Source organism: Streptomyces sp. NRRL S-37, assembly GCF_000721605.1.
GTDB lineage: Bacteria > Actinomycetota > Actinomycetes > Streptomycetales > Streptomycetaceae > Streptomyces.
Genome location: NZ_JOIZ01000005.1, coordinates 512,838 through 535,202 on the forward strand (window position 1 = coordinate 512,838; position 22,365 = coordinate 535,202).

General features: G+C 70.8%; 21 protein-coding genes. 11 read left to right on the top strand and 10 right to left on the bottom strand.

The genetic code is table 11. The annotated features are described in order from the left end of the window. Positions 1 to 102: 102 nt before the first annotated feature. The 5 genes from IH50_RS0109205 to IH50_RS0109225 all read right to left on the bottom strand — a co-directional run bounded on the left by IH50_RS0109205 (position 103) and on the right by IH50_RS0109225 (position 6,848). Positions 103 to 1,476 carry an alpha-amylase gene (locus IH50_RS0109205; protein ID WP_030859231.1) on the bottom strand — a complete coding sequence of 458 codons (1,374 nt, stop codon included), beginning with the start codon at positions 1,474 to 1,476 and terminating at the stop codon, positions 103 to 105. 166 nt (positions 1,477 to 1,642) lie between these two features. Then, the gene (locus tag IH50_RS0109210) at positions 1,643 to 3,337 is read right to left on the bottom strand and encodes a glycoside hydrolase family 13 protein (protein WP_030859232.1); all 1,695 of its coding nucleotides are present in this window, start codon (positions 3,335 to 3,337) and stop codon (positions 1,643 to 1,645) included. Between the two features lie 224 nt (positions 3,338 to 3,561). Next, complete coding sequence (locus IH50_RS0109215; RefSeq protein WP_030859233.1) at positions 3,562 to 4,461, bottom strand: sugar ABC transporter permease; 900 nt, start codon at positions 4,459 to 4,461, stop codon at positions 3,562 to 3,564. A 13-nt stretch (positions 4,462 to 4,474) separates the two neighbouring features. Next, positions 4,475 to 5,479, bottom strand: a complete 1,005-nt coding sequence (locus IH50_RS0109220; RefSeq protein WP_030859234.1) for a carbohydrate ABC transporter permease — start codon at positions 5,477 to 5,479, stop codon at positions 4,475 to 4,477. Positions 5,480 to 5,576: 97 nt separating this feature from the next. Continuing rightward, complete coding sequence (locus tag IH50_RS0109225; RefSeq protein WP_030859235.1) at positions 5,577 to 6,848, bottom strand: extracellular solute-binding protein; 1,272 nt, start codon at positions 6,846 to 6,848, stop codon at positions 5,577 to 5,579. A 422-nt stretch (positions 6,849 to 7,270) separates the two neighbouring features. Here IH50_RS0109225 and IH50_RS0109230 point away from each other — a divergent pair, with 422 nt between their 5' ends. Together IH50_RS0109230 and IH50_RS0109235 are read left to right on the top strand one after the other, a co-directional pair. Beyond that, entirely contained in the window at positions 7,271 to 8,305 is a 1,035-nt protein-coding gene (locus IH50_RS0109230) for a LacI family DNA-binding transcriptional regulator (protein WP_030859236.1), read from the top strand. 130 nt (positions 8,306 to 8,435) lie between these two features. Beyond that, the gene (locus IH50_RS0109235; protein WP_030859237.1) at positions 8,436 to 9,305 is read left to right on the top strand and encodes a phosphatase PAP2 family protein; all 870 of its coding nucleotides are present in this window, start codon (positions 8,436 to 8,438) and stop codon (positions 9,303 to 9,305) included. A 38-nt stretch (positions 9,306 to 9,343) separates the two neighbouring features. Here the strand turns inward: IH50_RS0109235 and IH50_RS0109240 are convergent, their stop codons facing one another. Then, complete coding sequence (locus tag IH50_RS0109240) at positions 9,344 to 12,343, bottom strand: bifunctional [glutamine synthetase] adenylyltransferase/[glutamine synthetase]-adenylyl-L-tyrosine phosphorylase (protein WP_030859238.1); 3,000 nt, start codon at positions 12,341 to 12,343, stop codon at positions 9,344 to 9,346. Positions 12,344 to 12,586: 243 nt separating this feature from the next. Between IH50_RS0109240 and IH50_RS0109245 the strand changes: the two genes are divergently transcribed. The 6 genes from IH50_RS0109245 to IH50_RS0109270 all read left to right on the top strand — a co-directional run bounded on the left by IH50_RS0109245 (position 12,587) and on the right by IH50_RS0109270 (position 15,833). Beyond that, positions 12,587 to 13,027 carry a VOC family protein gene (locus IH50_RS0109245; protein WP_030859241.1) on the top strand — a complete coding sequence of 147 codons (441 nt, stop codon included), beginning with the start codon at positions 12,587 to 12,589 and terminating at the stop codon, positions 13,025 to 13,027. A gap of 26 nt (positions 13,028 to 13,053) precedes the next feature. Further along, positions 13,054 to 13,296 carry a type II toxin-antitoxin system Phd/YefM family antitoxin gene (locus tag IH50_RS0109250; RefSeq protein WP_030859243.1) on the top strand — a complete coding sequence of 81 codons (243 nt, stop codon included), beginning with the start codon at positions 13,054 to 13,056 and terminating at the stop codon, positions 13,294 to 13,296. After that, complete coding sequence (locus IH50_RS0109255; RefSeq protein WP_030859246.1) at positions 13,293 to 13,739, top strand: PIN domain-containing protein; 447 nt, start codon at positions 13,293 to 13,295, stop codon at positions 13,737 to 13,739. Before IH50_RS0109250 ends, IH50_RS0109255 begins: the two co-directional genes overlap by 4 nt. Before the next feature lie 312 nt (positions 13,740 to 14,051). After that, positions 14,052 to 14,696: a hypothetical protein gene (locus tag IH50_RS38685; protein WP_051767224.1), complete on the top strand. Its 645-nt coding sequence runs from the start codon at positions 14,052 to 14,054 to the stop codon at positions 14,694 to 14,696. Position 14,697: 1 nt separating this feature from the next. Continuing rightward, entirely contained in the window at positions 14,698 to 15,126 is a 429-nt protein-coding gene (locus IH50_RS0109265) for a phage holin family protein (RefSeq protein WP_030859250.1), read from the top strand. Then, positions 15,102 to 15,833, top strand: coding sequence for a DUF3618 domain-containing protein (locus tag IH50_RS0109270; protein ID WP_030859252.1), 732 nt, complete (start codon positions 15,102 to 15,104; stop codon positions 15,831 to 15,833). Before IH50_RS0109265 ends, IH50_RS0109270 begins: the two co-directional genes overlap by 25 nt. Positions 15,834 to 15,900: 67 nt before the next feature. Here IH50_RS0109270 and IH50_RS41585 read toward each other — a convergent pair whose 3' ends face one another. Together IH50_RS41585 and IH50_RS0109280 are read right to left on the bottom strand one after the other, a co-directional pair. Next, on the bottom strand, positions 15,901 to 16,068 hold the full coding sequence (locus IH50_RS41585) for a hypothetical protein (protein ID WP_158801176.1): 168 nt from the start codon (positions 16,066 to 16,068) through the stop codon (positions 15,901 to 15,903). A gap of 203 nt (positions 16,069 to 16,271) precedes the next feature. Further along, positions 16,272 to 17,816, bottom strand: coding sequence for a pectate lyase family protein (locus IH50_RS0109280; RefSeq protein WP_030859254.1), 1,545 nt, complete (start codon positions 17,814 to 17,816; stop codon positions 16,272 to 16,274). 324 nt (positions 17,817 to 18,140) lie between these two features. On the opposite strand from IH50_RS0109280, the gene IH50_RS0109285 reads away from it, so the two are divergent. Then, entirely contained in the window at positions 18,141 to 18,698 is a 558-nt protein-coding gene (locus IH50_RS0109285; RefSeq protein WP_030859256.1) for a DinB family protein, read from the top strand. Between the two features lie 86 nt (positions 18,699 to 18,784). Here the strand turns inward: IH50_RS0109285 and IH50_RS0109290 are convergent, their stop codons facing one another. Beyond that, entirely contained in the window at positions 18,785 to 20,146 is a 1,362-nt protein-coding gene (locus IH50_RS0109290; protein ID WP_030859258.1) for a glutamine synthetase family protein, read from the bottom strand. A 254-nt stretch (positions 20,147 to 20,400) separates the two neighbouring features. Next, positions 20,401 to 20,844, bottom strand: a complete 444-nt coding sequence (locus IH50_RS0109295; RefSeq protein WP_030859260.1) for an RrF2 family transcriptional regulator — start codon at positions 20,842 to 20,844, stop codon at positions 20,401 to 20,403. A 198-nt stretch (positions 20,845 to 21,042) separates the two neighbouring features. Here IH50_RS0109295 and IH50_RS0109300 point away from each other — a divergent pair, with 198 nt between their 5' ends. Continuing rightward, positions 21,043 to 21,708 carry a DUF3105 domain-containing protein gene (locus IH50_RS0109300; protein WP_030859263.1) on the top strand — a complete coding sequence of 222 codons (666 nt, stop codon included), beginning with the start codon at positions 21,043 to 21,045 and terminating at the stop codon, positions 21,706 to 21,708. After that, positions 21,705 to 22,328: a DUF305 domain-containing protein gene (locus IH50_RS0109305; protein ID WP_030859265.1), complete on the top strand. Its 624-nt coding sequence runs from the start codon at positions 21,705 to 21,707 to the stop codon at positions 22,326 to 22,328. The genes IH50_RS0109300 and IH50_RS0109305 overlap by 4 nt, the downstream gene beginning before the upstream one ends. The last annotated feature ends 37 nt before the right edge of the window (positions 22,329 to 22,365 follow it).

The following is a 22,365-nucleotide window of genomic DNA, read 5'->3' on the forward strand; positions in this document are numbered from 1 at the left end:
TTGAAAGCTTTACAGCAAGGGTTGTGAAAGTAACGGTAAGGACTTGCACGCGGACGCGGGCCGCGCCGCCGCCCCGTGAACGGCGGCGCGGCCCGCGCGTCTTCAGCAGGACGACTTGCCGGCGTACACCGCGAGGGCCGTGTGGGAGCCCAGGGTGGCGGTGAGCTGTCCGGAACCGTTCACGGTGACCGTGGTGTTGTTCTGGACGTTGCAGTACGTCCCCGCGGCCAGGGAGGTCTGGTAGGTGCGGGTCAGGGAGCCGGACTCGTGGTTGATGGCCACGAAGCCCTTGTTCCCGCGTCCGAAGGCGATGGCGTCGCCGCCGTTGTCCCACCAGTTGGTGACCGACTGGCCCCGGGTGGCGTTGCGGAAGGCGACCATGGACCTGATCTCCGGCCAGTTGTGCTGGCACTTCCAGCCGTTCTGCCAGCAGGCGTCGACCCGGCCGCCGTTGGGCGGTCCGGCGTCGTGGTCGGAGAACTCGTACCCGGAGTTGATGTCCGGGGCGCCGTAGGGCCAGGCCAGCATGAAGACGTTGGCCAGGGTGTAGGTGGCGCCGTCCTTGTAGTTCAGGGTGGAGCCGTTGCGCTCGGTGTCGTGGTTGTCGACGAAGACGCCGGAGACGGAGCTGTTCATGTAGCCCCAGCCCTCGCCGTAGTTCTTCAGGTAGGCGAGGTTCTCGTTGGTGAAGACCCGCTTGAGGTCGTAGGCGTACCGGAACTCCTGGACGTCCCCGTTGCCGGTGTACTCGGTGGGCTGGACGGCCTCGCCGGCGCCGTAGATGACCTCCTGCTTCCAGTAGGCGTTCGGATTGCTCAGCCGGGACTTGATGTTGGCCAGGTCGGCGGCCGGCATGTGCTTGGCGGCGTCGATGCGGAAGCCGTCGACGCCCAGCGACAGCAGGTCGTTCATGTAGCGGGCGATGGCGCCGCGGACGTAGTCCTCGCCGGTGTCGAGGTCGGCGAGGCCGACCAGCTCGCAGTTCTGGACGTTCCAGCGGTCGCCGTAGTTGTTGATCTGTGAGGTGCAGTTGTCGAAGTCGTACGAGGAGTACAGGCCGGGGTAGTCGTACTTCGTGTACGACGAGCCGCCGGTGCCGGTGCCGCTGCCCGCGGACATGTGGTTGATGACCGTGTCGGCGACGACCTTCACGCCGGCCGCGTGACACGTGTCGACCATGCTCTTGAACGCGGCGCGGTCGCCGAGCCGCCCGGCGATCCGGTAGCTGACCGGCTGGTACGAGGTCCACCACTGCGAGCCCTGTATGTGCTCGGCGGGCGGGGAGACCTGGACGTATCCGTATCCGGCGGGGCCGAGGGTGGTGGTGCACTCCCGGGCGACCGAGGCGAAGTTCCACTCGAAGAGGACGGCGGTGACGTCCTTGCTTCCGGGCGGGGAGGCCTGCGCACCGGTTGGGGTCATGACAACCGAGGCGGCCGCGAGCGCGGCGGCCACGGCGAGGGTTCTGCGTGCCATGTGGGGTTACCTTCTTCATCGAAGGGTGTGGGGATACCGCTCGAGCAGGCTGAATTCTCTTGCAGAAAACTTCAGCAACCTTGCGGCAACGCAGATGGTAGAGGCCCGCCACCCGAAAGGGCAGCGGGCCGTACCGACTTGAACGAAAAAAGTTGCGAGCCGGACCTCAGCCCGTGGTCCACCACACGGTGGTGTCGGCGGGCACCTTCGCCTCGCCGGCCGTCTCGTCCACCTCACCGCTGGCGAGCAGGACACGGCCGTACGACGGGGTGGTCACCGACTCCCCCGTGGTGTTGGCGACGCACACGAAGTCGCCGCGCCGGAAGGCGAGGACGCCCTCGGGGGCGCGCAGCCACTCCACCGCGTCGCCGGCGCCCAGATCGGCCTGGGCGCGGCGCACGGCGAGCGCGGAGCGGTACAGCTCCAGGGTCGAGCCGGGGTCGCCGGTCTGCGCCTCGACACTCAGCCCGCCCCACTCCGCCGGCTGCGGCAGCCAGCTCCCGCCGTCGCCGAAGCCGTACGAGGAGCCCTCGCGGGTCCACGGGATCGGCACGCGGCAGCCGTCGCGGAAGCCGTCCTGGCCCGCGCCCCGGAAGTACGCCGGGTCCTGACGCACCTCGTCCGGCAGGTCCACGACGTCCGGCAGGCCGAGCTCCTCGCCCTGGTAGACGTACGCCGAACCGGGCAGCGCCAGCATCAGCAAGGTCGCGGCGCGGGCGCGGCGCAGGCCCAGTTCGCGGTCGCCGGCCAGACGGATCTGGGTGCCCAGGCCCGGCGGGTTGGCGAAGCGGGTGGCGTGGCGGGTGACGTCGTGGTTGGACAGGACCCAGGTGGCGGGGGCGCCGACCGGGCGCATGGCGTCCAGGGTGCGGTCGATGACCTCACGCAGTTCCGACGCGTCCCAGTGGGTGCCCAGGTACTGGAAGTTGAACGCCTGGTGCAGTTCGTCGGGGCGGACGTAGTTCGCGGTGCGCTCGACGGTCGGGGTCCACGCCTCGGCGACGAAAATACGCTCGCCGGAGTACTCGTCGAGGATGAGCCGCCACTGGCGGTAGATGTCGTGGACGCCGTCCTGGTCGAAGAACGGCATGACATCGTTGCCCAACAGCTTAAGCTGCTCGTGGGATCCAAGGTCGGGGAGGCCTTCCGCCTTCACCATGCCGTGGGCGACGTCGATGCGGAAGCCGTCCACGCCCATGTCCAGCCAGAAGCGGAGGATGGAGCGGAACTCGTCGCCGACCGCCGGGTGCTCCCAGTTGAAGTCGGGCTGCTCGGGCGCGAACAGGTGCAGGTACCACTCGCCGGGCGTGCCGTCGGGCTCGGTGACGCGGGTCCAGGCCGGGCCGCCGAAGATCGACTCCCAGTCGTTGGGCGGCAGCTCGCCGTTCGCGCCCTTGCCGGGGCGGAAGTGGTAGCGGTCGCGGGAGGGCGAGCCGGGGCCCTCGGCGAGGGCGCGCTTGAACCATTCGTGCTGGTCGGAGGAGTGGTTCGGAACCAGGTCGACGATGATCCGGAGGTCGAGGCCGTGGGCGTCCCGGATCAGCGCGTCCGCGTCGAGCAGGGTGCCGAACATCGGGTCGACGGCGCGGTAGTCGGCGACGTCGTAGCCGGCGTCGGCCTGCGGGGAGGCGTAGAAGGGGCTGAGCCACACGGCGTCCACGCCGAGGTCGCGCAGGTACGGCAGGCGGGAGCGGATGCCTTCCAGGTCGCCCATGCCGTCGCCGTTGCTGTCGGCGAAGCTGCGCGGGTACACCTGGTAGATCACCGCGTCCCGCCACCAGTCGCGACGCCGGGTGACGGTGGCGACGGCCGCGTCGGTGGTGGGGGTCGGGGCCGGGGCGGCGGAGTGCTGCTGGCTCATGTCGTCCTTGATACGAGTGCGGGCAGGGAAGCGGGTGGGGGCGGGCGGCGTGGAGACGAGACGGCCGCGGTGGCGGCGGGGTCGGATGGCCACCGCGGCCGTCTCGGGTCCGGGGAGGGCGACGCCGTACAGGGGCGCGGTCCGCGCCGGTGTGCGGCTCCGCGGCGCCGGCACGCCACGACGGCGCGGCGGCCGGACGACGGCGGTTCGCCCCCTGGCGGCTCTTACCCCTTCGTACCGCCGGCGGTGAGGCCGGCCACCAGGTTCTTCTGCACGAGGTAGAAGAACGCGGAGACCGGTATCGCGATGAGGACCGCGGTGGCGGCCATGAGGTTGCGCTGTGCGTCGTGCTCGCTGACGAAGCTCTGCAGACCGACGGCGAGCGTGTACTTCTCGTCGTCGAGCATGAACGTCGTGGCGAAGGCGACCTCGCCGAACGCGGTGATGAAGCTGTAGAACGCGGCGACCGCCAGCCCCGGCTTGGAGAGCGGCAGGATCAGCCGTGCGAACGTGCCGAAGGGGGTCAGCCCGTCGACGCGTCCCGCCTCGTCGATCTCGAACGGGATGGTGTCGAAGTAGCCCTTCATCAGCCAGGCGCAGTACGGCACCGCCGTCGAGCAGTAGACGAGGACAAGTCCAAGATAACTGTCGATGAGCCGCAGGTCCGACAGGATCTGGTACATCGGGACCATCAGGACGGCGACCGGGAACATCTGGGTGACCAGGAGGACCCACATGAACTTCCGGTAGCCGGGGAAGCGCATGCGGGAGACCGCGTAGCCGGTGGTGGCGGCGACGAGGACACCGATGACCGTGGTGCCGAGCGAGACGATCAGCGAGCTCTTCAGCCAGTCGAAGAAGTTCGTGTGCTGCAGGACGAACGCGTAGTTGTCCAGCGTCATCTTGCCCCAGATGCCGCCGGGGTGCAGATAGTCGTCCTTGTCGGGGCCGAGGGACAGGAAGACCAGCCAGGCGACCGGGAACAGCGCGACCAGACCGGCCACGGTCAGGACGCCGTGCGAGGTGAGGCGGGCCAGGGGGCCGCTCTCGCCGCGCCGGCGCACCTTACGGGGTGCGGCAGGCCGGTCCGCCGGAGCGGTGGGGGTGACCGATGTGGTGCTCATGGGGACTCCTGCCTCAGATCGCGAGCTGCTGCTCATTGCGGTTCAGCCAGCGGCGGTAGAAGGAGGTGAAGACGACGAGGATGGCCAGCAGCAGCATGCCGTAGGCCGCGGACTCGGCGAACTCGCGCGGCTGCTGCCCGAAGCCCAGGTAGTAGGACCAGGTGACCAGGATCTGGGCGTCCGGGGCGGTGTTGCCGAACAGCAGGAAGATGATCGCGAACTGGTTGAAGGTCCAGATCACACCGAGCAGGACCACGGTGGAGCTGACCGAGCGCAGTCCGGGCAGGGTGACGTTGCGGAACCGCTGCCAGGCGTTCGCGCCGTCCATCTCGGCCGCCTCGTACAGGCTGGCGTCGATGGACTGCAGACCGCCGAGCAGGGAGATCATCATGAACGGCACACCGCACCAGGTGTTGACCATGACCGCGGCGAACCGCTGCCAGAAGGTGTCCTCCAGCCAGGCCGGCGAGGGCAGGCCGAGGGAGTCCAGGGCGGTGTTGACGATGCCGGCGTCGGCGAGCATGAAGCGCCAGCCGAAGACGGTGACGAAGGTCGGCACGGCCCACGGCAGGATCAGGACCAGCCGGTAGAAGGTGCGGCCGCGGATCTTCTGGTTGAGCAGCAGGGCGAGGCCCAGGCCGATGGTGTAGTGCAGGGTGACGCAGGCGGCCGTCCACACGATCGTCCAGACGAACTTGGACCAGAAGCGGTCGTAGGCCGTCTCGCCCCACAGGATGTCGGCGTAGTTGTCGATGCCGATGAACTTGTAGGTGGCCTCGATCTCGTTGACGCCGATGGTGCGGGCCGAGTTCAGACTGTCCGCGTCGGTGAGCGTGAGATAGAAGCCGTACGCCAGGGGGTACAGCACGATGACGCCGAGCACGAGCGCCACCGGCGCGATCATGGCGTAGGCGTACCAGTGCTTCTGGTATCCGCGCTTCAGACGGCCGGCCGGCCCGGGGCGGGGCGCGCGGTCACCGCGGCGCTTGCCGGTCGCGCGGTCGATGGTGACAGTCATGGTTCGGCACCTTCTGGATGGTCAAGGGGTACGGCACACAGGCCGGCGGCCGCCGGACCCTCCCCTCCTGGAAGCGGGTCCGGCGGCCACACGGGCGTTACTTGCTGAAGTCCGGCACCAGCTTGGCGATCGCGGTCTCGACGTCGCCCAGACCCTTGTCCAGGGACTTCTTGCCGCTCGCGATCTGCGGGAGCTCGTCGTCCAGCGGGCCCCACAGGGAGCTGTACTCGGGCAGGGCCGGGCGCGGCTGGGCGGCGGAGAGGACCGTCTGGTAGCCGGCGATGCCCGGGTCGGCCTTGACCTTGCCGGTGTAGGCGTCGTCGCGGGTGGGCAGCGTGGAGTTCTTCAGCGCGATGGTCTCCTGCGCCTTGGCCGAGGTCATGAAGTTGACGAACTTCAGCGCGGCGGCCTGCTTGTCCTTGCCGGAGCCGGCGTAGACGGAGAGGTTGTGGCCGCCGGTCGGGGCGCCCGCCGTGCCGGTGGAGCCGGCCGGGACGGGGACGATGCCGAGGTTGTTCTTGTCCTTGAACGCGGAGCCCTTGTAGAAGTTGGTGATCTCCCACGGGCCCTGGATGATCGAGGCGACCTTGCCGTTGACGAACGCGTCCTGGATGTGCGTGTAGGCGTCGGCGGTGACGTCGGCCTTGTGCAGGCCCTTGCCGTCGAAGAGGTCCAGCCAGGTGCCGTACGCCTTCTGGGCCTCGGGCGACCTGACGGTGACCTTCTTGGCGTCGGCGTCGACCATGTCGGTGCCCTCGCCGTACAGGAACGGCTGGGCGTAGTAGCCGGCCGTGGAGCCCCAGTAGCCGTCGACGCCGGTCTTGTCCTTGATGGTGGCGGCGGCCTTCTTCAGGTCGTCCCAGGTCTTGGGGGCCTCGACGCCGGCCTTCTCGAACAGTTCCTTGTTGTAGACGAAGGCGAGGGTGTCCGTGGTGAAGGGGACGCCGTAGGTCTTGCCCTCGTACTTCGCCTGCTCGATCAGGTTGGGCTTGAACTTGTCCTGCTCGGCGAGGGCGTCGGTGCCGTCCAGCGGCAGGAAGAAGCCCTTCTTGGCGAAGGCGGGGGTCCAGCCGACCTCGGAGCGCAGCACGTCGGGGGCGCCCGACGCGCCGGCGGCGGTGTCGAACTTGTTCTGCGCCTGGTCGAAGGGGACGTTGACGTACTCGACCTTGATGTCCTTGTTGGCGGCCTCGAACTCCTTGACCAGGGCCTGGTACGTCGGCGCCTCGTTGGTCGCGTTGGAGGTGTCCCACCAGGTGATGGTGACCGGACCGCCGGCCGAGTCGCCGCTGTCGCCGTCTCCGCCGCAGGCCGTCGCCGCGAGGGCGAGGGACGCCACCAGCGCGGTGGCCGCTATGCCACGCCGCATGAGGTTCTCCTTGAGGGTGAAAGCCCGTAAGTGCAGGTGCGGCCCCGTCTGCCGTCCTGCCGACTTGCCGACCGCGCCGTTGCCGCCGCCGGGCGACGTGAACGTAACAGCGCTGGAACCTTTTCGAAAGACCTTGCAGAAAAGTTTTGCAAGCACCGCCGAGAGTTATGCCGTCGTGACCTGTCCCCGACCGCCCGGCACCCCGGGTTTCCGCCCGTACGACAGGGGTTCGGACGGTTGTGCAAGACTCTGCAAGCACTTGCCATCCGTTGCCGCCGGGGGAATCATCCCTTGCGGAGCGGACGCCGACCACGACTTGAGGGACCGCGATGACCCAGCAGCCCGCAGCGGGCCGTTCGACGGCGCGCACCAGGCGTCCGATCGGTGTGCAAGGGGAGAACCGGCAGCTACAGTCCAGTCCTGTGACCACACGCCTTGCCGACATCGCTGCTCAGGCGGGGGTGAGCGAGGCGACCGTCAGCCGCGTCCTCAATGGCAAGCCGGGCGTCGCCGCCACCACCCGCCAGTCCGTGCTCGCCGCCCTCGACGTCCTCGGCTACGAGCGTCCGGTGCGGCTGCGGCAGCGCAGCGAGGGCCTGGTCGGGCTGATCACCCCGGAGCTGGAGAACCCGATCTTCCCGGCGCTGGCCCAGGTCATCGGGCAGGCGCTGACCCGGCAGGGCTACACGCCGGTGCTCGCCACCCAGACCCCGGGCGGGTCGACGGAGGACGAGCTCACCGAGATGCTCGTGGACCGCGGGGTGGCCGGCATCATCTACGTCTCCGGACTGCACGCGGACACCACCGCCGACACCCAGCGCTACGAGCGGCTGCGGGCGCAGGGCGTGCCGTTCGTGCTCGTGGACGGTTTCTCGCCGAAGGTGCAGGCGCCGTTCATCTCCCCCGACGACCGGGCCGCGATGGCGCTCGCCGTCACCCACCTGGTCTCCCTCGGCCACACCCGGATCGGGCTGGCGCTCGGGCCGAAGCGGTTCGTGCCGGTGCAGCGCAAGATCGAGGGCTTCGTGCGCGCCGTGCAGGAGCAGCTCGGGCTGAGCGCCGAGACGGTCGAGACCGAGCTGGTCCAGCACTCGCTGTACACGCTGGAGGGCGGCCAGGCCGCCGCCACCGCGCTGATGGACCGCGCCTGCACGGCGGTGGTGTGCGCGAGCGACATGATGGCGCTGGGCGCGATACGGGCGGCCCGGCAGCGCGGTCTGGACGTGCCGAAGGACATCTCGGTGGTCGGCTTCGACGACTCCCCGCTGATCGCCTTCACCGACCCGCCGCTGACCACGGTCCGCAAGCCGGTCCCGGCGATGGGCCAGGCCGCGGTGCGCACGCTACTGGAGGAGATCGGCGGAACGCCCGCGCCGCACAGCGAGTTCGTGTTCATGCCGGAACTGGTGGTGCGCGGTTCGACCGCTTCGGCCCCTGGGGACCGCCATCGTCCCTAGGGTGGAGAGGAGGGCCCCCGGCGCACTGCCACAGGAGGAAGGGGCGGGCCTGCCCCTGGGGAGAACGTGCGGGTCGGGCCCGACCGGGGGATGATCTGGTGGGAGGGTCTTTTCTGGCAGACTCTGGCCCATGGGTGACACGACGGTGACGACGCTGGAAGGCCGGGAAGAGGCCGCAGCGCACCCTGTCGCGGAGAAGACGGGGCCGGGCCGTCTGCGCCGTCTGCGCTCGCCCCGCCGGCCCCGGCTGTGGTTCGAGATCCTGCTGATCGCGGTAAGTTACTGGACGTACTCGCTGATCCGCAACGCCGTGCCGGAACAGCGGGCCGAGGCGCTGCGCAACGCCGACGGGATCTGGCGCCTGGAACAGCAACTGGGCCTCGCCGTCGAGGAGTCCGTCAACCACGCCGTGAACTCGGTGACCTGGCTCGTCGTCGGCATGAACTACTACTACGCCACCCTGCACTTCGTGGTGACGCTGGGCGTCCTGGTGTGGCTCTACCGCGGTCATCCCGGCCGGTACGCGGCGGCCCGCCTGGTCCTCTTCACCACCACCGGCATCGCCCTCGTCGGCTACTACCTGTATCCGCTCGCCCCGCCCCGGCTGATGAACGGCCAGGACTTCATCGACACCGTCCTGGTCCACCAGACGTGGGGGTCGATGGCCTCCGGCGACCTGAAGAACATGTCGAACCAGTACGCCGCGATGCCGTCGATGCACATCGGCTGGTCGGTGTGGTGCGGGCTGACGATCTTCGCGCTGGCCACCGTCCCCTGGGTGCGGGTGCTGGGTCTGATATACCCGGTGGCCACGCTGGTGGTCATCGTCGCCACCGCCAACCACTTCTGGCTGGACGCGGTGGGCGGCGTCCTCTGCCTGTCCTTCGGGTACGGCGTCGCACTGCTCTGGTACGGACGCCGGCCGTACACCCTGCCGAGGCGGGTGCCCGAACAGCGGAGACGGGAACCGGAGCGTATCCCGGTGCCGAAGCAGGGCTAGGGCGGCGCCTCCTCAGGAGGGCCGGGCCCCGCCGGGGGTCACAGCCCTCCGTAGAACAGCTCCTCCACCACGCTCCGTGCCCGCCGTGCCGTACGCCGGTACGCGTCGAGCATGTCGCCGGCGTGACCGGGGCCGTAGCCCAGGTAGCGCCCGACGGCGCCCAGTTCGCGGGGCACGGTGGGGAAGGTGTCCCCGGCCCGGCCCCGGACCAGCATCACCGCGTTGCGCACACGGGTGGCGAGCACCCAGGCCTCGTCGAGGACGGCGGCGTCGTCCTCGGAGATCAGCCCGGCCGTGCGGGCGGCGGCCAGCGCCTGCCGTGTGCGGGTGGTGCGCAGGCCCGGCTCCCGGGCACCGTGCCGCAGCTGGAGGAGCTGCACGGTCCACTCCACGTCGGACAGTCCGCCCGGACCGAGCTTGGCGTGCAGCTTGGGGTCGGCGCCGCGCGGCAGCCGCTCGGACTCCATACGGGCCTTCAGCCGCCGGATCTCCCGGACGGCCTCCTCGCCGAGCCCGGCGGCCGGGTAGCGCAGCGGGTCGATCAGCTCGGTGAAGCGGCGGCCCAGGTCCTCGTCCCCGGCGACGGGTTCGGCGCGCAGCAGCGCGTGCCGCTCCCACACCAGCGACCAGCGGCGGTAGTACGCCTCGTACGACTTGAGCGTACGCACCAGCGGCCCTGACTTGCCCTCCGGGCGCAGGTCGGCGTCGACGATCAGCGGCGGGTCGGCGCTCGGCAGCTGCAGCAGGCGGCGCATCTCGGCGACCACCTTGTTGGCCGCCTCGGCGGCCTCCCGCTCGTCCACGCCGTCGCGCGGTTCGTGTACGAACAGGACGTCCGCGTCGGAGCCGTAGCCCAGCTCGTGCCCGCCGAAGCGGCCCATGCCGATGATCGCGAACCGGGTGGGGAGGGTGTCCCCCCAGCCCTCGCGGACCACCGCGCGGAGCGTGCCGGCGAGGGTGGCGGCCGTCAGGTCGGAGACCGCGTCGCCCACCAGGTCCACCAGGGCGCCCTGGTCGGCCTCGGCGGGCTGGGACTCGGTGCCGTAGGAGCCGACGATGTCGGCGGCGGACGTGCGGAACAGTTCGCGGCGGCGCACCCCGCGGGCGGCCGTGACGCCCTGGACGGCGTTGTCGGCGCGGCGGACGGCGGCGAGGATCTCCTGCTCCAGGTGGGCGCGGGGCCGCGGTTGGAGCCCGCCGCCCCCGTCGCCGAGCAGCGCCACCGCCTCGGGGGCGCGCATCAGCAGGTCGGGGGCGAGCCGGCCGGCGGACAGCACGCGGGCCAGGTTCTCGGCGGCGGCGCCCTCGTCGCGCAGCAGCCGCAGGTACCAGGGCGTCTTGCCGAGCGCGTCGGAGACCTTGCGGAAGGTGAGCAGACCGGCGTCCGGGTCGGCGGAGTCCGCGAACCAGCCGAGCAGCACCGGCAGCAGGGTGCGCTGGATGGCGGCCTTGCGGGTGACACCGGACGCCAGCGCCTCCAGGTGGCGCAGCGCGGCGGCCGGATCGGCGTACCCGAGCGCGATCAGCCGCTCCCGCGCGGCCTCGGCGCTGAGCCGGGCCTCGCCGGGGGCGAGCGCGGCGACGGCGTCCAGCAGCGGCCGGTAGAACAGCTTCTCGTGCAGCCGCCGTACGACGGAGGCGTGCCGCTTCCACTCCCTGAGCAGGGTGGCGACCGGGTCGGTGCGCAGGTCCAGGGAGCGGCCCAGGCGGCGCAGGTCGGCCTCGTCCTCGGGGACGAGGTGGGTGCGGCGCAGCCGGTGGAGCTGGATGCGGTGCTCCATGGAGCGCAGGAAGCGGTAGGCGTCGTCGAGCTGGGCGGCGTCCGCGCGGCCGACGTAGCCGCCAGCGGCGAGGGCCTTCAGCGCGTCGAGGGTGGTGCCGCTGCGCAGCGAGGCGTCGGCGCGGCCGTGCACCAGCTGGAGCAGCTGCACCGCGAACTCGACGTCCCTGAGGCCTCCCGGGCCCAGCTTGAGCTGGCGGTCGACCTCGGCGGCGGGGATGTTCTCCACCACCCGGCGGCGCATCTTCTGCACGTCGGCGACGAAGTTCTCCCGCTCGGCGGCCTGCCACACCAGCGGCTGGAGCGCGGCGACGTACTCCTCGCCGAGCGCGGGGTCGCCGGCGACCGGGCGGGCCTTGAGCAGTGCCTGGAACTCCCAGGTCTTGGCCCAGCGCTGGTAGTAGGCGAGGTGGGAGGCGAGGGTGCGCACCAGCGGCCCGTTGCGGCCCTCGGGGCGGAGGTTGGCGTCGACGGGCCAGATGGAGCCCTCGACGGTGGTCTCGGAGCAGATCCGCATCAGGTGCGCGGCGAGCCGGGTCGCGGCGCGCAGCGCCTTGTCCTCGTCGGCGCCGTCCACCGCCTCGCCGACGAAGACGACGTCGACGTCGGAGACGTAGTTCAGCTCGTGTCCCCCGCACTTGCCCAGCGCGATCACCGCGAGCCGGCACAGCGCGGCGTCCTCGGGCGCGGCGTCCCGGGCGAGAGTGAGGGCGGCGCGCAGGGTGGCGGTGGCGAGGTCGGCGAGCTCGGCGGCGGTCTGGGCGACCTCGATGGTGCCGCAGACGTCACGGGCGGCGATGGACAGCAGGCAGCGCCGGTAGGCGACGCGCAGCGAGACCGGGTCGCCGGCCCCGGCGAGGCCCCGCTCGAACTCCTCGACACCCGGGTGCAGGTCGCGCGGCTCGTAGGTGACCAGGGCCTGCCAGTCGCTGGGGTGCCGGGCCAGGTGGTCGGCGAGCGCCTCGGACGCGCCGAGCACGCCGAGCAGCCGGTCCCGCAGCGGCTTGGCGGCTATCAGCGTGTCCAGCAGTTCCTGACGGGCGGTGGGCCCGTCCTGCGCCTCCAGCAGCCGTACCAGGCCCCGCAGCGCGAGGTCGGGGTCGGCGGTGGCGCCGAGGGCGTCCAGCAGCACGGGGTCGTTGCGCACCAGCGTGAGTCCGGCGCTGTCGAGCAGCCGCTCGGCGGCGGACGGATCGGTGAAGCCGTGCCGCAGCAGTCGCGTGAAGGTACTGCTCCTGCGCCCCGGCGCCGACGTCATCCCCGGCCTCCCTCGTGCCTCGTGGCTGTGCCTGCCGCACATGCCCCGGATCAGGGTCGTACGGCCATGAGCCTATCCGGAGTACGGGGTCCTGGCCCGGGGCACGGTGGGACGTGCCGGTATCGGTGTTTCGGTGGCGCGGCGGACGGTTTTCGGATTCGGTGGGGGGGCAGCCGTCCCGCCGGACCGGGTGACGGTCCGGGCGACGCGCAGCCGATACGCCGACGAAGGAGTCGCTGTTCCATGGACATGACCCTCGAAGTGATCCCGCTCCCGGTGAGCGACATCGACCGCGCCAGGGACTTCTACCGGGACAAGGTCGGCTTCCACGTCGACATCGACCAGGAGGTCATGCCGGGCATGCGCATCGTCCAGCTCACCCCGCCCGGCTCCGGCTGCTCGATCGCGCTGGGCGACAGCATCTGGGAGATGACCCCGGGATCCACCCCGGCCCCCGGCTCCTACCGGGGGCTCCAGCTCTGCGTCGCCGACATCGGGGCGGCCCACGCGGAACTGACCGCCCGGGGCCTGGACGTCTCCGAACCGGTCCGGTACGCCGACGCGGACGGCGCGACCTTCATGTACTTCACGGACCCGGACGGCAACGGCTGGTCGGTCCAGGAGTACCGGCGGCGGGCGACGGAGCCGCTGCACAAGGTGCTGGGGGGATCCGGCGGGGCATAGAACACCCATGTAGTAACATGTACTACATGGAGACTACTGCCCGCGAATTCAATCAGAGGTCTTCCCAGATCCTCGCGGCGGCCGCACGCGGAGAGACTGTCACGGTCACCAAGAACGGCGTCGCCGTCGCCCGCGTGATACCGATCGCAGAGGAAGACGTCCCCGCCTATCCCACAGACCCCATGGGAGATCTCGACCTTCCCGACCTGGGACTGCCCGACCTCGACGACGACGAGATCGAGGAAACGCTCAGGGGGATGGGAACTTGAGCGTCATCGCCATCGCCGACACCAACGCGCTGTACCGCTTGCTGGACCCCAGGCTGTCCGGCCACCAGGCACACAGGAACGCCCTGGCCTCCATCAGTCACCTCGTCATCTCGCCCATGGTCCTGGCCGAACTGGACTACCTCATCGCCACCAGGGCCGGGGCCGGGAAGGCTGTCGTGGCCGCCCGGTTCGTGGAACGCAACGTGGCCAACCGCCGGTTCGAAGTACCGCCCCTGAGCGCCCACCTCAGTTCCGCCATCGCCGTTGCGGAGGGGTACAAGGACGCGGACGGAGGCAAGGGCGTCGGGCTCACGGACGCGATGAACGTCGCCCTGGCCGCGGCCTACCACACCAACGCCATGTTCACCTCGGACCTGCACTTCCGCATGATCCGTCCGCTGACCGGGCACAAGGCGTTCCGGCTCCTGCCCGACGATCTGTAGCGTCCCCGCACGCCCCTCGGCCACCGTCGTCTGCGCCGACGACGGTGCGCCTCGGAGCCGTGCCCGCACGGTACGGCTCGCTCATCGAGCAGGCGCGGTGGGAGCCGGCGGCGAACCGCTCCGTCACACTCGCCCCACTGCATGACACGACACGGCGCGGCACAGGTTTCCCTCATAGCGTGTCAAACCGTCGCAAATGGCCACTCGGGCCGGGACGGACGGCCACGTGTGCGGTCCGGAACGCGAGTTCCGGCCCACACCGGGTCACCGGGCACGGGCCGTACGCACACATCCGATGAGGGGAAGTCGCCGATGAGTGAGTCCGTACGAACCGGATCCGGGAGCACCGGAGACAAGGTCAGGGCAGAGGCCTCCGCGACGGCCGGCCAGGCCAGGCAGGCCGCCGGCCAGGTGGCGGGGACCGCGGCGGAACAGGCCCGGACCGTCGTGGGCGAGGCGCGGCAGCAGGCGGGCACGGTCATCGAGGACCTGCGCGGCCGCGCGATCGACGAGGCGGACGGGCAGACCAGGCGGGCGGCCGGCACGCTGCGGCAGTGGGCGAACGACTTCTCGAGCCTGGCCGCGCACGCCGAACACGACTCGCCCGCCCGCAGTCTGGCGGCCCGCGCGGGCGACAAGGGAATGCGGCTGGCCGGCTACCTGGAGCGGCAGGGGGTCGAAGGCATCACCGCCGACCTCCAGGGCTTCGCCCGGCGCCGCCCCGGCGCCTTCCTCGGCGGCGCGCTGCTGGCCGGACTGGCCGTCGGCCGCCTGGCGAAGGTGACGCAGACGGCGTCCCGGGCCGGCGGGGACGGGGACGGGGACGGGCAGCGGAGGGTCACCGCGGCCCCGGCTCCCGAGGCCCTGCCGGCCGCTCCCCCGCCGGGGACCGCGCCGCCCGCGCCGTCCACGCCGCCGAGCCTCGGCACGCCGGGCCGCCCGTTCCCGGAGGCGTGAGATGGCCACGATGTCACCGCTGTCCCGGGCCCGCTCTGCCGAGCCGTACGCAGGGGAGCGGTCCGCGGGCGAGCTGCTGTCCCGGGTGACCTCCGACCTCCAGGTCCTCTTCCGCCAGGAGGTGGAACTGGCCAAGGCCGAGATCAAGGAGGAGGGCACCAAGGCGGGCAAGGCGGCCGGGATGTACGGCGGTGCCGGCTTCGCCGGTTACATGGTCCTGCTGTTCCTGTCGCTGGCGGCCATGTTCGGCCTGGCCGACGTGATGGACGACGGCTGGGCCGCGCTGATCGTCGCCGCGCTGTGGGCCGTCGCCGCGGCCGTGCTGTACCAGAAGGGCCGCGCGAGGATGCGCACCGTCTCGCCGAAGCCCGAACACACCGTCCAGACCCTGAAGGAGGACGCGGAATGGGCACGTCACCCGACCAAATGAGGGCCGAGATCGCGGCCACCCGCAACCAGCTCTCCGCGGACGTGGAGCGGCTCGCCGACCGGGCCAGCCCACGCCGTATGGCCCGCCGCCGCAGGGCGAGGATGCGCCGCACGATGTCGGGCGTCCGCGACCGCGTCATGGGCACCGCCTCGTACACGGCGCACGGTGTGGCCGGCACCGCCCGGTCGGCGGCCGGCTCGGTGCAGTCGGCCGCGGGCTCGGCGGCCGGCTCGGTGCAGTCGGCCGCGGGCTCGGTGCAGGAGGGCACCGGGCGGGCGGCCGACTCGGCGCGCGAGGTCGCGGAGCAGGCGGGCCAGGCCGTCCAGCAGACACCCGAGATGGCCCGCCGCCAGACGCAGGGCAACCCGCTGGCCGCCGGCCTGGTCGCCTTCGGCGTCGGCCTGCTGGCCGCCTCGATGGTGCCCGCCTCCGAGAAGGAGCAGCAAAAGGCGTCCGAGCTGATGGAACGCGGCGCCGAGGTGCTGGAGCCGGTGAAGCAGGCCGCCGGCGAGTCCGCGCAGCACCTGCGGGAAGACGCCAAGGAGGTCACGCAGAGCGCGGCCGCGGAGGTGAAGGACACCGCGCAACAGGCGGCCCGCACCACCCAGGACGAGGCCCGCGACCAGGCCGGCCAGGTCACCGACCAGGCCAAGGAATCCGGCCGCGGCCTCAAGGACGAGGCCGGCCGCCGCTCCGGACCGGCGTGAGCGACGCCGCGGCCCTGCCTCCGGCGCCCGCACGGGTACGGAGGCAGGGCTCCGGCCGTCCGGTCCGTCAGCCGCTCTCCGGCTGGAAGTCGTGTGCGCTCCCGCAGTTGTCGCTCACGGTCACCGGCACCCCCAGCACCTTCGACAGGTACTCCCCCGTCGCCAGGGCGACCGGCCAGGCCTTGTCCCAGTGGGGATCGTCCGGGGGTGCGATCTCTATCGTGATCCCGGCCATGGCTCCTCCTCGTTCCCGCTCGCTCGGTCAACCGCAATGTAGGGCACGCCACTGACATCGGACGCCGGGAGATGTCACCGGTCGGCGTGTTCCGAAGCCCGTTCGCCCCGTCCCGCCCTCAGGGCGGCAACGTGGACCCGCTTCGTGACGCGTCACGCCGACCGGGGCCCGGGGGCCGCCGCGAGGACGGCCCCCGGCATGTGTCAGCTCGCGTACGTCTCGAATTCGGCGATCCTCGGGGTGCCCGAGGCGCTGGTGATCTCGAAGGTGATCTTCTTCAGGGAGGTCGCGGAGAAGCCGATGACGCCCGCTCCGCTGCCGGAGGCCAGGACCGCGCCCGTGTCGTGGTTGAGGACGCGGTAGGAGCCGATGGTGCCCGAGCCCGACGCCTGCCTGATGTTGATCTTGGAGACGGTGGTGGCCGAGCCCCACTTGACCGAGACGGAGCCGGTCGAGCCGGACGGCGACCAGTACGTGCTCGTGCTGCCGTCGACGACGTTGCCGTAGCTCGTCCCGGAGGCCTTGGAGGAGCCGTCGGCACCCGCGCCGATGCTGAGGTTGGTGCCGGCGGGCGGGTCAGTGGGGTCCGGGTCCGTCGGGTCCGGGTCCGTCGGGTCGGGGTCGGTCGGGTCCGGGCTCTGCGGGGTGCAGCTGCCGTCGGAGACCTTCAGGCCCTTGTTGGCGCCCGCCGTCTGGCTCACCACGCCCGGTACGCAGGTGGCCGCGTCGAGGGTGTACGCGTACGGGACGCTGACCGAGGTGTTCGACGTCGGGTTCGGACCGGCCGGGTTGTTGTCGCCCTCCCGCTCGGACCAGGTCACGTTGTCGAAGATGTTGCCGCTGACCTGCCAGTAGCCGGCGGCGTCGGTGTAGAAGGTGCCGAGGACGTCCTTGGAGTCCTCGAAGTAGTTGTTGTCCACCTTGGCGCGGGCGCCGGCCCGGGAGTTGATCCCGGACTCGTTCAGGTTCCTGTAGTGGTTGTTGTAGATGTGGGAGATGCCGCCGCGCAGCAGGGGCGTACGGGAGTCGATGTTCTCGTACAGGTTGTGGTGGAACGTGACGTACCCGTTCGAGGTGTCGCTCTCGCTGGAGCCGATCAGGCCGCCGCGGCCGGAGTTGCGCAGGGTGCTGTAGGACAGCGTCACGTACTGGGTGTTGTCCTTCATGTCGAAGAGGCCGTCGTAGCCCTCCGACTCGCCGCCGGACGCCTCCAGCGTGGTGTGGTCGACCCAGACGTTGCGGACATCGCTTTCCATGCCGATGGCGTCGCCGCCGTTCGACGTGGGCGAGCCGGACTTCTTGACGTTCCGCACCGTCACGTTCTGGATGATGATGTTGCTGGACTCCCGGATGTGGATGCCCAGTTGGTCGAAGACGGCGCCGTTGCCGACCCCGACGATCGTGACGTTGCTGATCTGCTTGAGCTCGATCTTGTCGGCGGCGGTGCTGCAGCTGTCGCCGGACACCTTGGTGGTGTTGCCGTGGTTGATGGTGCCCTCGACCTGGATGGTGATCGGGGTCGAGCTGCTGGCCCGGTTGCACAGGGCCTGGTGGATCGCGGTGCCGGTGGTGGCGCGGACCGTCTGGCCGCCCGCGCCGCCGGTGGTCCCGCCGTTCTGGGTCGCGTAGCCGGTGACACCGCCGGTGGCGGCGGAGGCCGTGGACGTGGACAGGGCCACACCGGTCGCTGCCGCGAGGGCTCCCGTGGCCAGTACGGCCGAGAGCCGTACGGCGACTGATCGTCTCATTCTCGTCTCGCCTTTCGTCCTCTGATTCAGGGGGCTGATGCCGGCGCCGGTCCGAGCTATGTCATGGGCATGACATTGAGATCGATGAGGGGGCAGGGGTGGGCCGGACCCATCGATGAGAAAGCGCTTTCTTCTGATCTGTCGCGACAGTAGGGCCACGCCCGAGGGGCTGGCAAGACTCCGCACGGTTACGGACGGCAATCTTCCGCTTACCGTCGCGCCGCGGCCCCCTTCCCGCCCCTTCCCGATCTAGGCCAGGATCTGACCTCTATGGCTTCTAGCGTGGTCCTCGACCGACGGAACAGAACACCGGAAGGCGAAGACATGACCCTCAACGAGCCGGCCTCCCACGCCCCGGCCGGAACCCCGGCCCCCACCGGTGAGCGCGCCGACCTGCTGGAGACGCTCGCCAAGCACCGGCACTTCCTGCGCTTCACCGTCCGTGACCTCACCGACGAACAGGCCGGGCTGCGGACCACGAGCAGCGAGCTCTGCCTGGGCGGCCTGATCAAGCACGTCACCGCCGTCGAGCGGAACTGGGTGGACTTCATCCTGAACGGCCCTTCGTCGATGGGGGACTTCACCGCCATGACCGAGGCCGACTGGGCCCGGCGGGCCGACGAGTTCCGGATGCTGCCCGGCGAGACGCTGGCCGGTGTGCTGGCCGAGTACGCCGACGTGGCCCGCCGGACCGATGACCTGGTCGCCGCCCTGCCCGACCTGGAGGCCGCGTGGCCGCTGCCGAAGGCCCCGTGGTTCGAGTCCGGCGCGACGTGGTCGGCCCGCAGGACGCTGATGCACATCATCGCCGAGACCGCTCAGCACGCCGGCCACGCCGACATCATCCGTGAGTCCCTGGACGGCGCGAAGAGCATGGGCTGACCGCCGGGGCGCAGACGGAGGGGGCCGGCGGTGGAACCGCCGGCCCCCTCTCGCTCGGTCGGCGGGAGATCCGCTCCGACCCGCGCCTACAGCACCGGCAGGTTCTTGCGCAGCTCGAAGGCCGTGACCTCGCTGCGGTACTCCTCCCACTCCTGGCGCTTGTTGCGCAGGAAGAAGTCGAAGACGTGCTCGCCGAGGGTCTCGGCGACCAGGTCGCTGCGCTCCATCAGGGTCAGGGCCTCGCCCAGGTTCTGCGGCAGGGGCTCGATGCCCAGCGCGCGGCGCTCCGCGTCGGACAGGGCCCACACGTCGTCCTCGGCGCCCGGCGGGAGCTCGTAGCCCTCCTCGATGCCCTTCAGACCGGCGGCCAGCAGGACGGCGTAGGTCAGGTACGGGTTGGCGCCGGAGTCGATGGAGCGGACCTCCACGCGCGCCGAGCCGGTCTTGCCGGGCTTGTACATGGGCACGCGGACCAGCGCCGAGCGGTTGTTGTGGCCCCAGCAGATGTACGACGGGGCCTCGCCGCCGGCGCCGGCCGTGCGCTCCGTGCCGCCCCAGATGCGCTTGTAGGAGTTGACCCACTGGTTGGTGACCGCCGAGAGCTCCGCCGCGTGCCGCAGCAGGCCCGCGATGAAGGAGCGGCCGACCTTGGAGAGCTGGTACTCCGCGCCGGACTCGTAGAACGCGTTCCGGTCGCCCTCGAAGAGGGAGAGGTGGGTGTGCATCCCGGAGCCGGGATACTCGGAGAAGGGCTTCGGCATGAAGGTCGCCTGGACGCCCTGTTCGAGGGCCACCTGCTTCATGACCAGGCGGAACGTCATGATGTTGTCCGCCGTGGAGAGCGCGTCCGCGTACCGGAGGTCGATCTCCTGCTGGCCGGGGGCGCCCTCGTGGTGGGAGAACTCCACCGAGATGCCCATCGACTCCAGCATGGTGATCGCCTGACGGCGGAAGTCCATGCCGACGTTCTGCGGGGTGTGGTCGAAGTAGCCGGAGTTGTCCGCGGGGGTCGGACGGCTGCCGTCCAGCGGCTTGTCCTTCAGCAGGAAGAACTCGATCTCCGGGTGGGTGTAGAAGGTGAAGCCCAGGTCGGAGGTGCGGGCGAGGGCGCGCTTGAGGACGAAGCGCGGGTCCGCGAAGGACGGGGAGCCGTCCGGCATGAGGATGTCGCAGAACATGCGGGCCGTGCCGGGGGCCTCGGCGCGCCAGGGGAGGATCTGGAACGTCGACGGGTCCGGCTTGGCGATCATGTCGGACTCGTACACCCGGGCGAAGCCCTCGATGGCGGAGCCGTCGAAGCCGATCCCTTCATCGAACGCCTGTTCGAGTTCGGCGGGGGCGACGGCCACGGACTTGAGGAAGCCCAGCACGTCGGTGAACCACAGGCGCACGAACCGGATGTCGCGCTCCTCCAACGTCCGGAGCACGAACTCCTGCTGCTTGTCCATCTTCCGCTTCCCCATCCTTGCCGGTCAGGCCGCCTGTCCGCTCCCACACCCCGGGGAGACGGCCGGGCATTGCGAGCATCCCACCACACCAGCGTTTCATACGCGTTGCCGACCTTGACCGGACGGCCTGACCGGGCGGTCCGGTCAGGCGGCCCGGCCGGGCGGCTTGCCGCGGGCCGGACGCCTCGCACACGACAGGTGTACCGCTCCGGGGCCCATCTTGCCCGCTCGGGCCGGTATCCGGAACGGGCGGCTCACGGCCTCGGGGAGATGCCCAGCAGGAGGGGGCCGGTGGGGGCCGAGACGATGTCCGCCACCGTGACCGGGTCCAGCGAGGCGAAGAACGCCTCCTGGGCCCCGCGCAGGGCGCCGCGCAGCCTGCAGGCCGAGTTCAGCGGGCAGGGGGACGAGGTGGCGGTGCCCTCGCAGTCGACGACGTCCCCCTCGCCCTCGAAGGCCCGGACCACCGCGCCCACCGAGGCGGTACGGCCCTCCTCCGTGAGGCCCAGACCGCCGCCCCGGCCGCGGCGGGCCGTCAGCAGGCCCATGTGCTGGAGCTCGGCGACCACCTTCGCGGCGTGCGTGTAGGGCACGTCCATGGCTTCCGCGACGTCGCGCGTCGTCGGGGTGGAGTCACCGGCCACGGCGAGGCGCATGAGGACGCGGAGGGCCAGGTCTGTGGAGCGGAGGAGCCGCATGGCGGAGAGCGTAGGTAATGCGCATCTTGGGTTCAAGTTTTCCGGGGGGGGTCCTATGGAGTGCGGCTCCACAGGGCCGGTTCTGCGGGGCCGGCTCCATGGGGTGCGGTTTTGTTGCTCATGAGCCCTACGGCTCTCCCCCTCTCCCCTATTACGATCAGCTGACCCGCTCGTCCCACTTCCGCGAAGGACACTTCCATGGGCTCCGCCAAGAAGAGCAGCTCGTCACGTTCGGCGCGCATAGAGGAGATGCGGCGTGCCGAGAAGGCCCGCGAGCGTCGCGCCCGCGTCCTCACCATCGCCGCCAGTGCGGTGGTCGTCGTCGGGCTCGTCGCCGGCGGTGTGGTGCTCGTCCGGTCGCAGTCGGACGACGACGGCGGCAGCGCGGCCGCCGATGCGAAGAACCCGGGCAAGTTCGTCACGGGCAAGGACGGTGTGCGGAAGTGGGAGGGCGAGCTGGGGCGCACCCACGTGACCAAGGCCGTGGACTACCCCGTCTCGCCCCCGGTGGGCGGTGACCACAACCCGGTCTGGATGAACTGCAACGGGGACGTCTACACCGACGAGATCGACAACACCAACGCCGTGCACTCGCTGGAGCACGGTGCCGTGTGGGTGACGTACAACTCCTCGGCCGACAAGGCCGCCGTCGACGCGCTCGCGGCGAAGGTGAAGAAGACGCCGTACACGCTGATGAGCCCGGTGGACGGCCAGAAGGATCCGATCATGCTGTCCGCCTGGGGGCACCAGCGCACGGTGACCGGTGCGGACGACCCGGCCCTGGACGCGTTCTTCGAGAAGTTCGTCCAGGGGGAGCAGACGCCCGAGCCGGGGGCCGCCTGCACCAACGGGCTGTCCAAGTGAGGCAGGCCGGGCTGGTCGCGGGGGCCGCGGCCCTCGCACTGGTCGCGACCGGGGCGATCACCTACGCGGTGGCCGGGGACGAGGGCTCCTCGGCCACGGTCCCGGTCGCGGACTCCGCGGACGCCGGGTTCGCCCGGGACATGGCCGTGCACCACCAGCAGGCCGTCGAGATGTCGTACGTCGTACGGGACCGCACGGACGACGAGGAGGTCCGGCGGCTCGCCTACGACATCGCCCAGACGCAGGCCAACCAGCGGGGCATGCTGCTGGGGTGGCTCGACCTGTGGGAGCTGCCCAAGGTGTCCATGGATCCGCCCATGACCTGGATGGGGATGGGCGACAGCGCTTCCGGAAAGGACGGCGCGCTGATGCCGGGGATGGCCACCGACGCCGAGATGGAGCGGCTGGGGTCGCTGAGCGGAAAGCGGGCGGAGGTCTTCTACCTGCAGCTCATGACGGACCACCACAAGGGCGGGGTGCACATGGCCCAGGCGTGTGTCCGCGCGTGCGAGGTGGGGGCCGAGAAACGGCTCGCCCGGACGATGGTGGAGGGGCAGGAGTCCGAGATCGCGCTGATGGCGGGGATGCTGGAGGAGCGGGGAGCGGCGGCCCGGCCGTAGCGGACGGGGCTCCGGGACATCGCGTCGTTGTGACGAT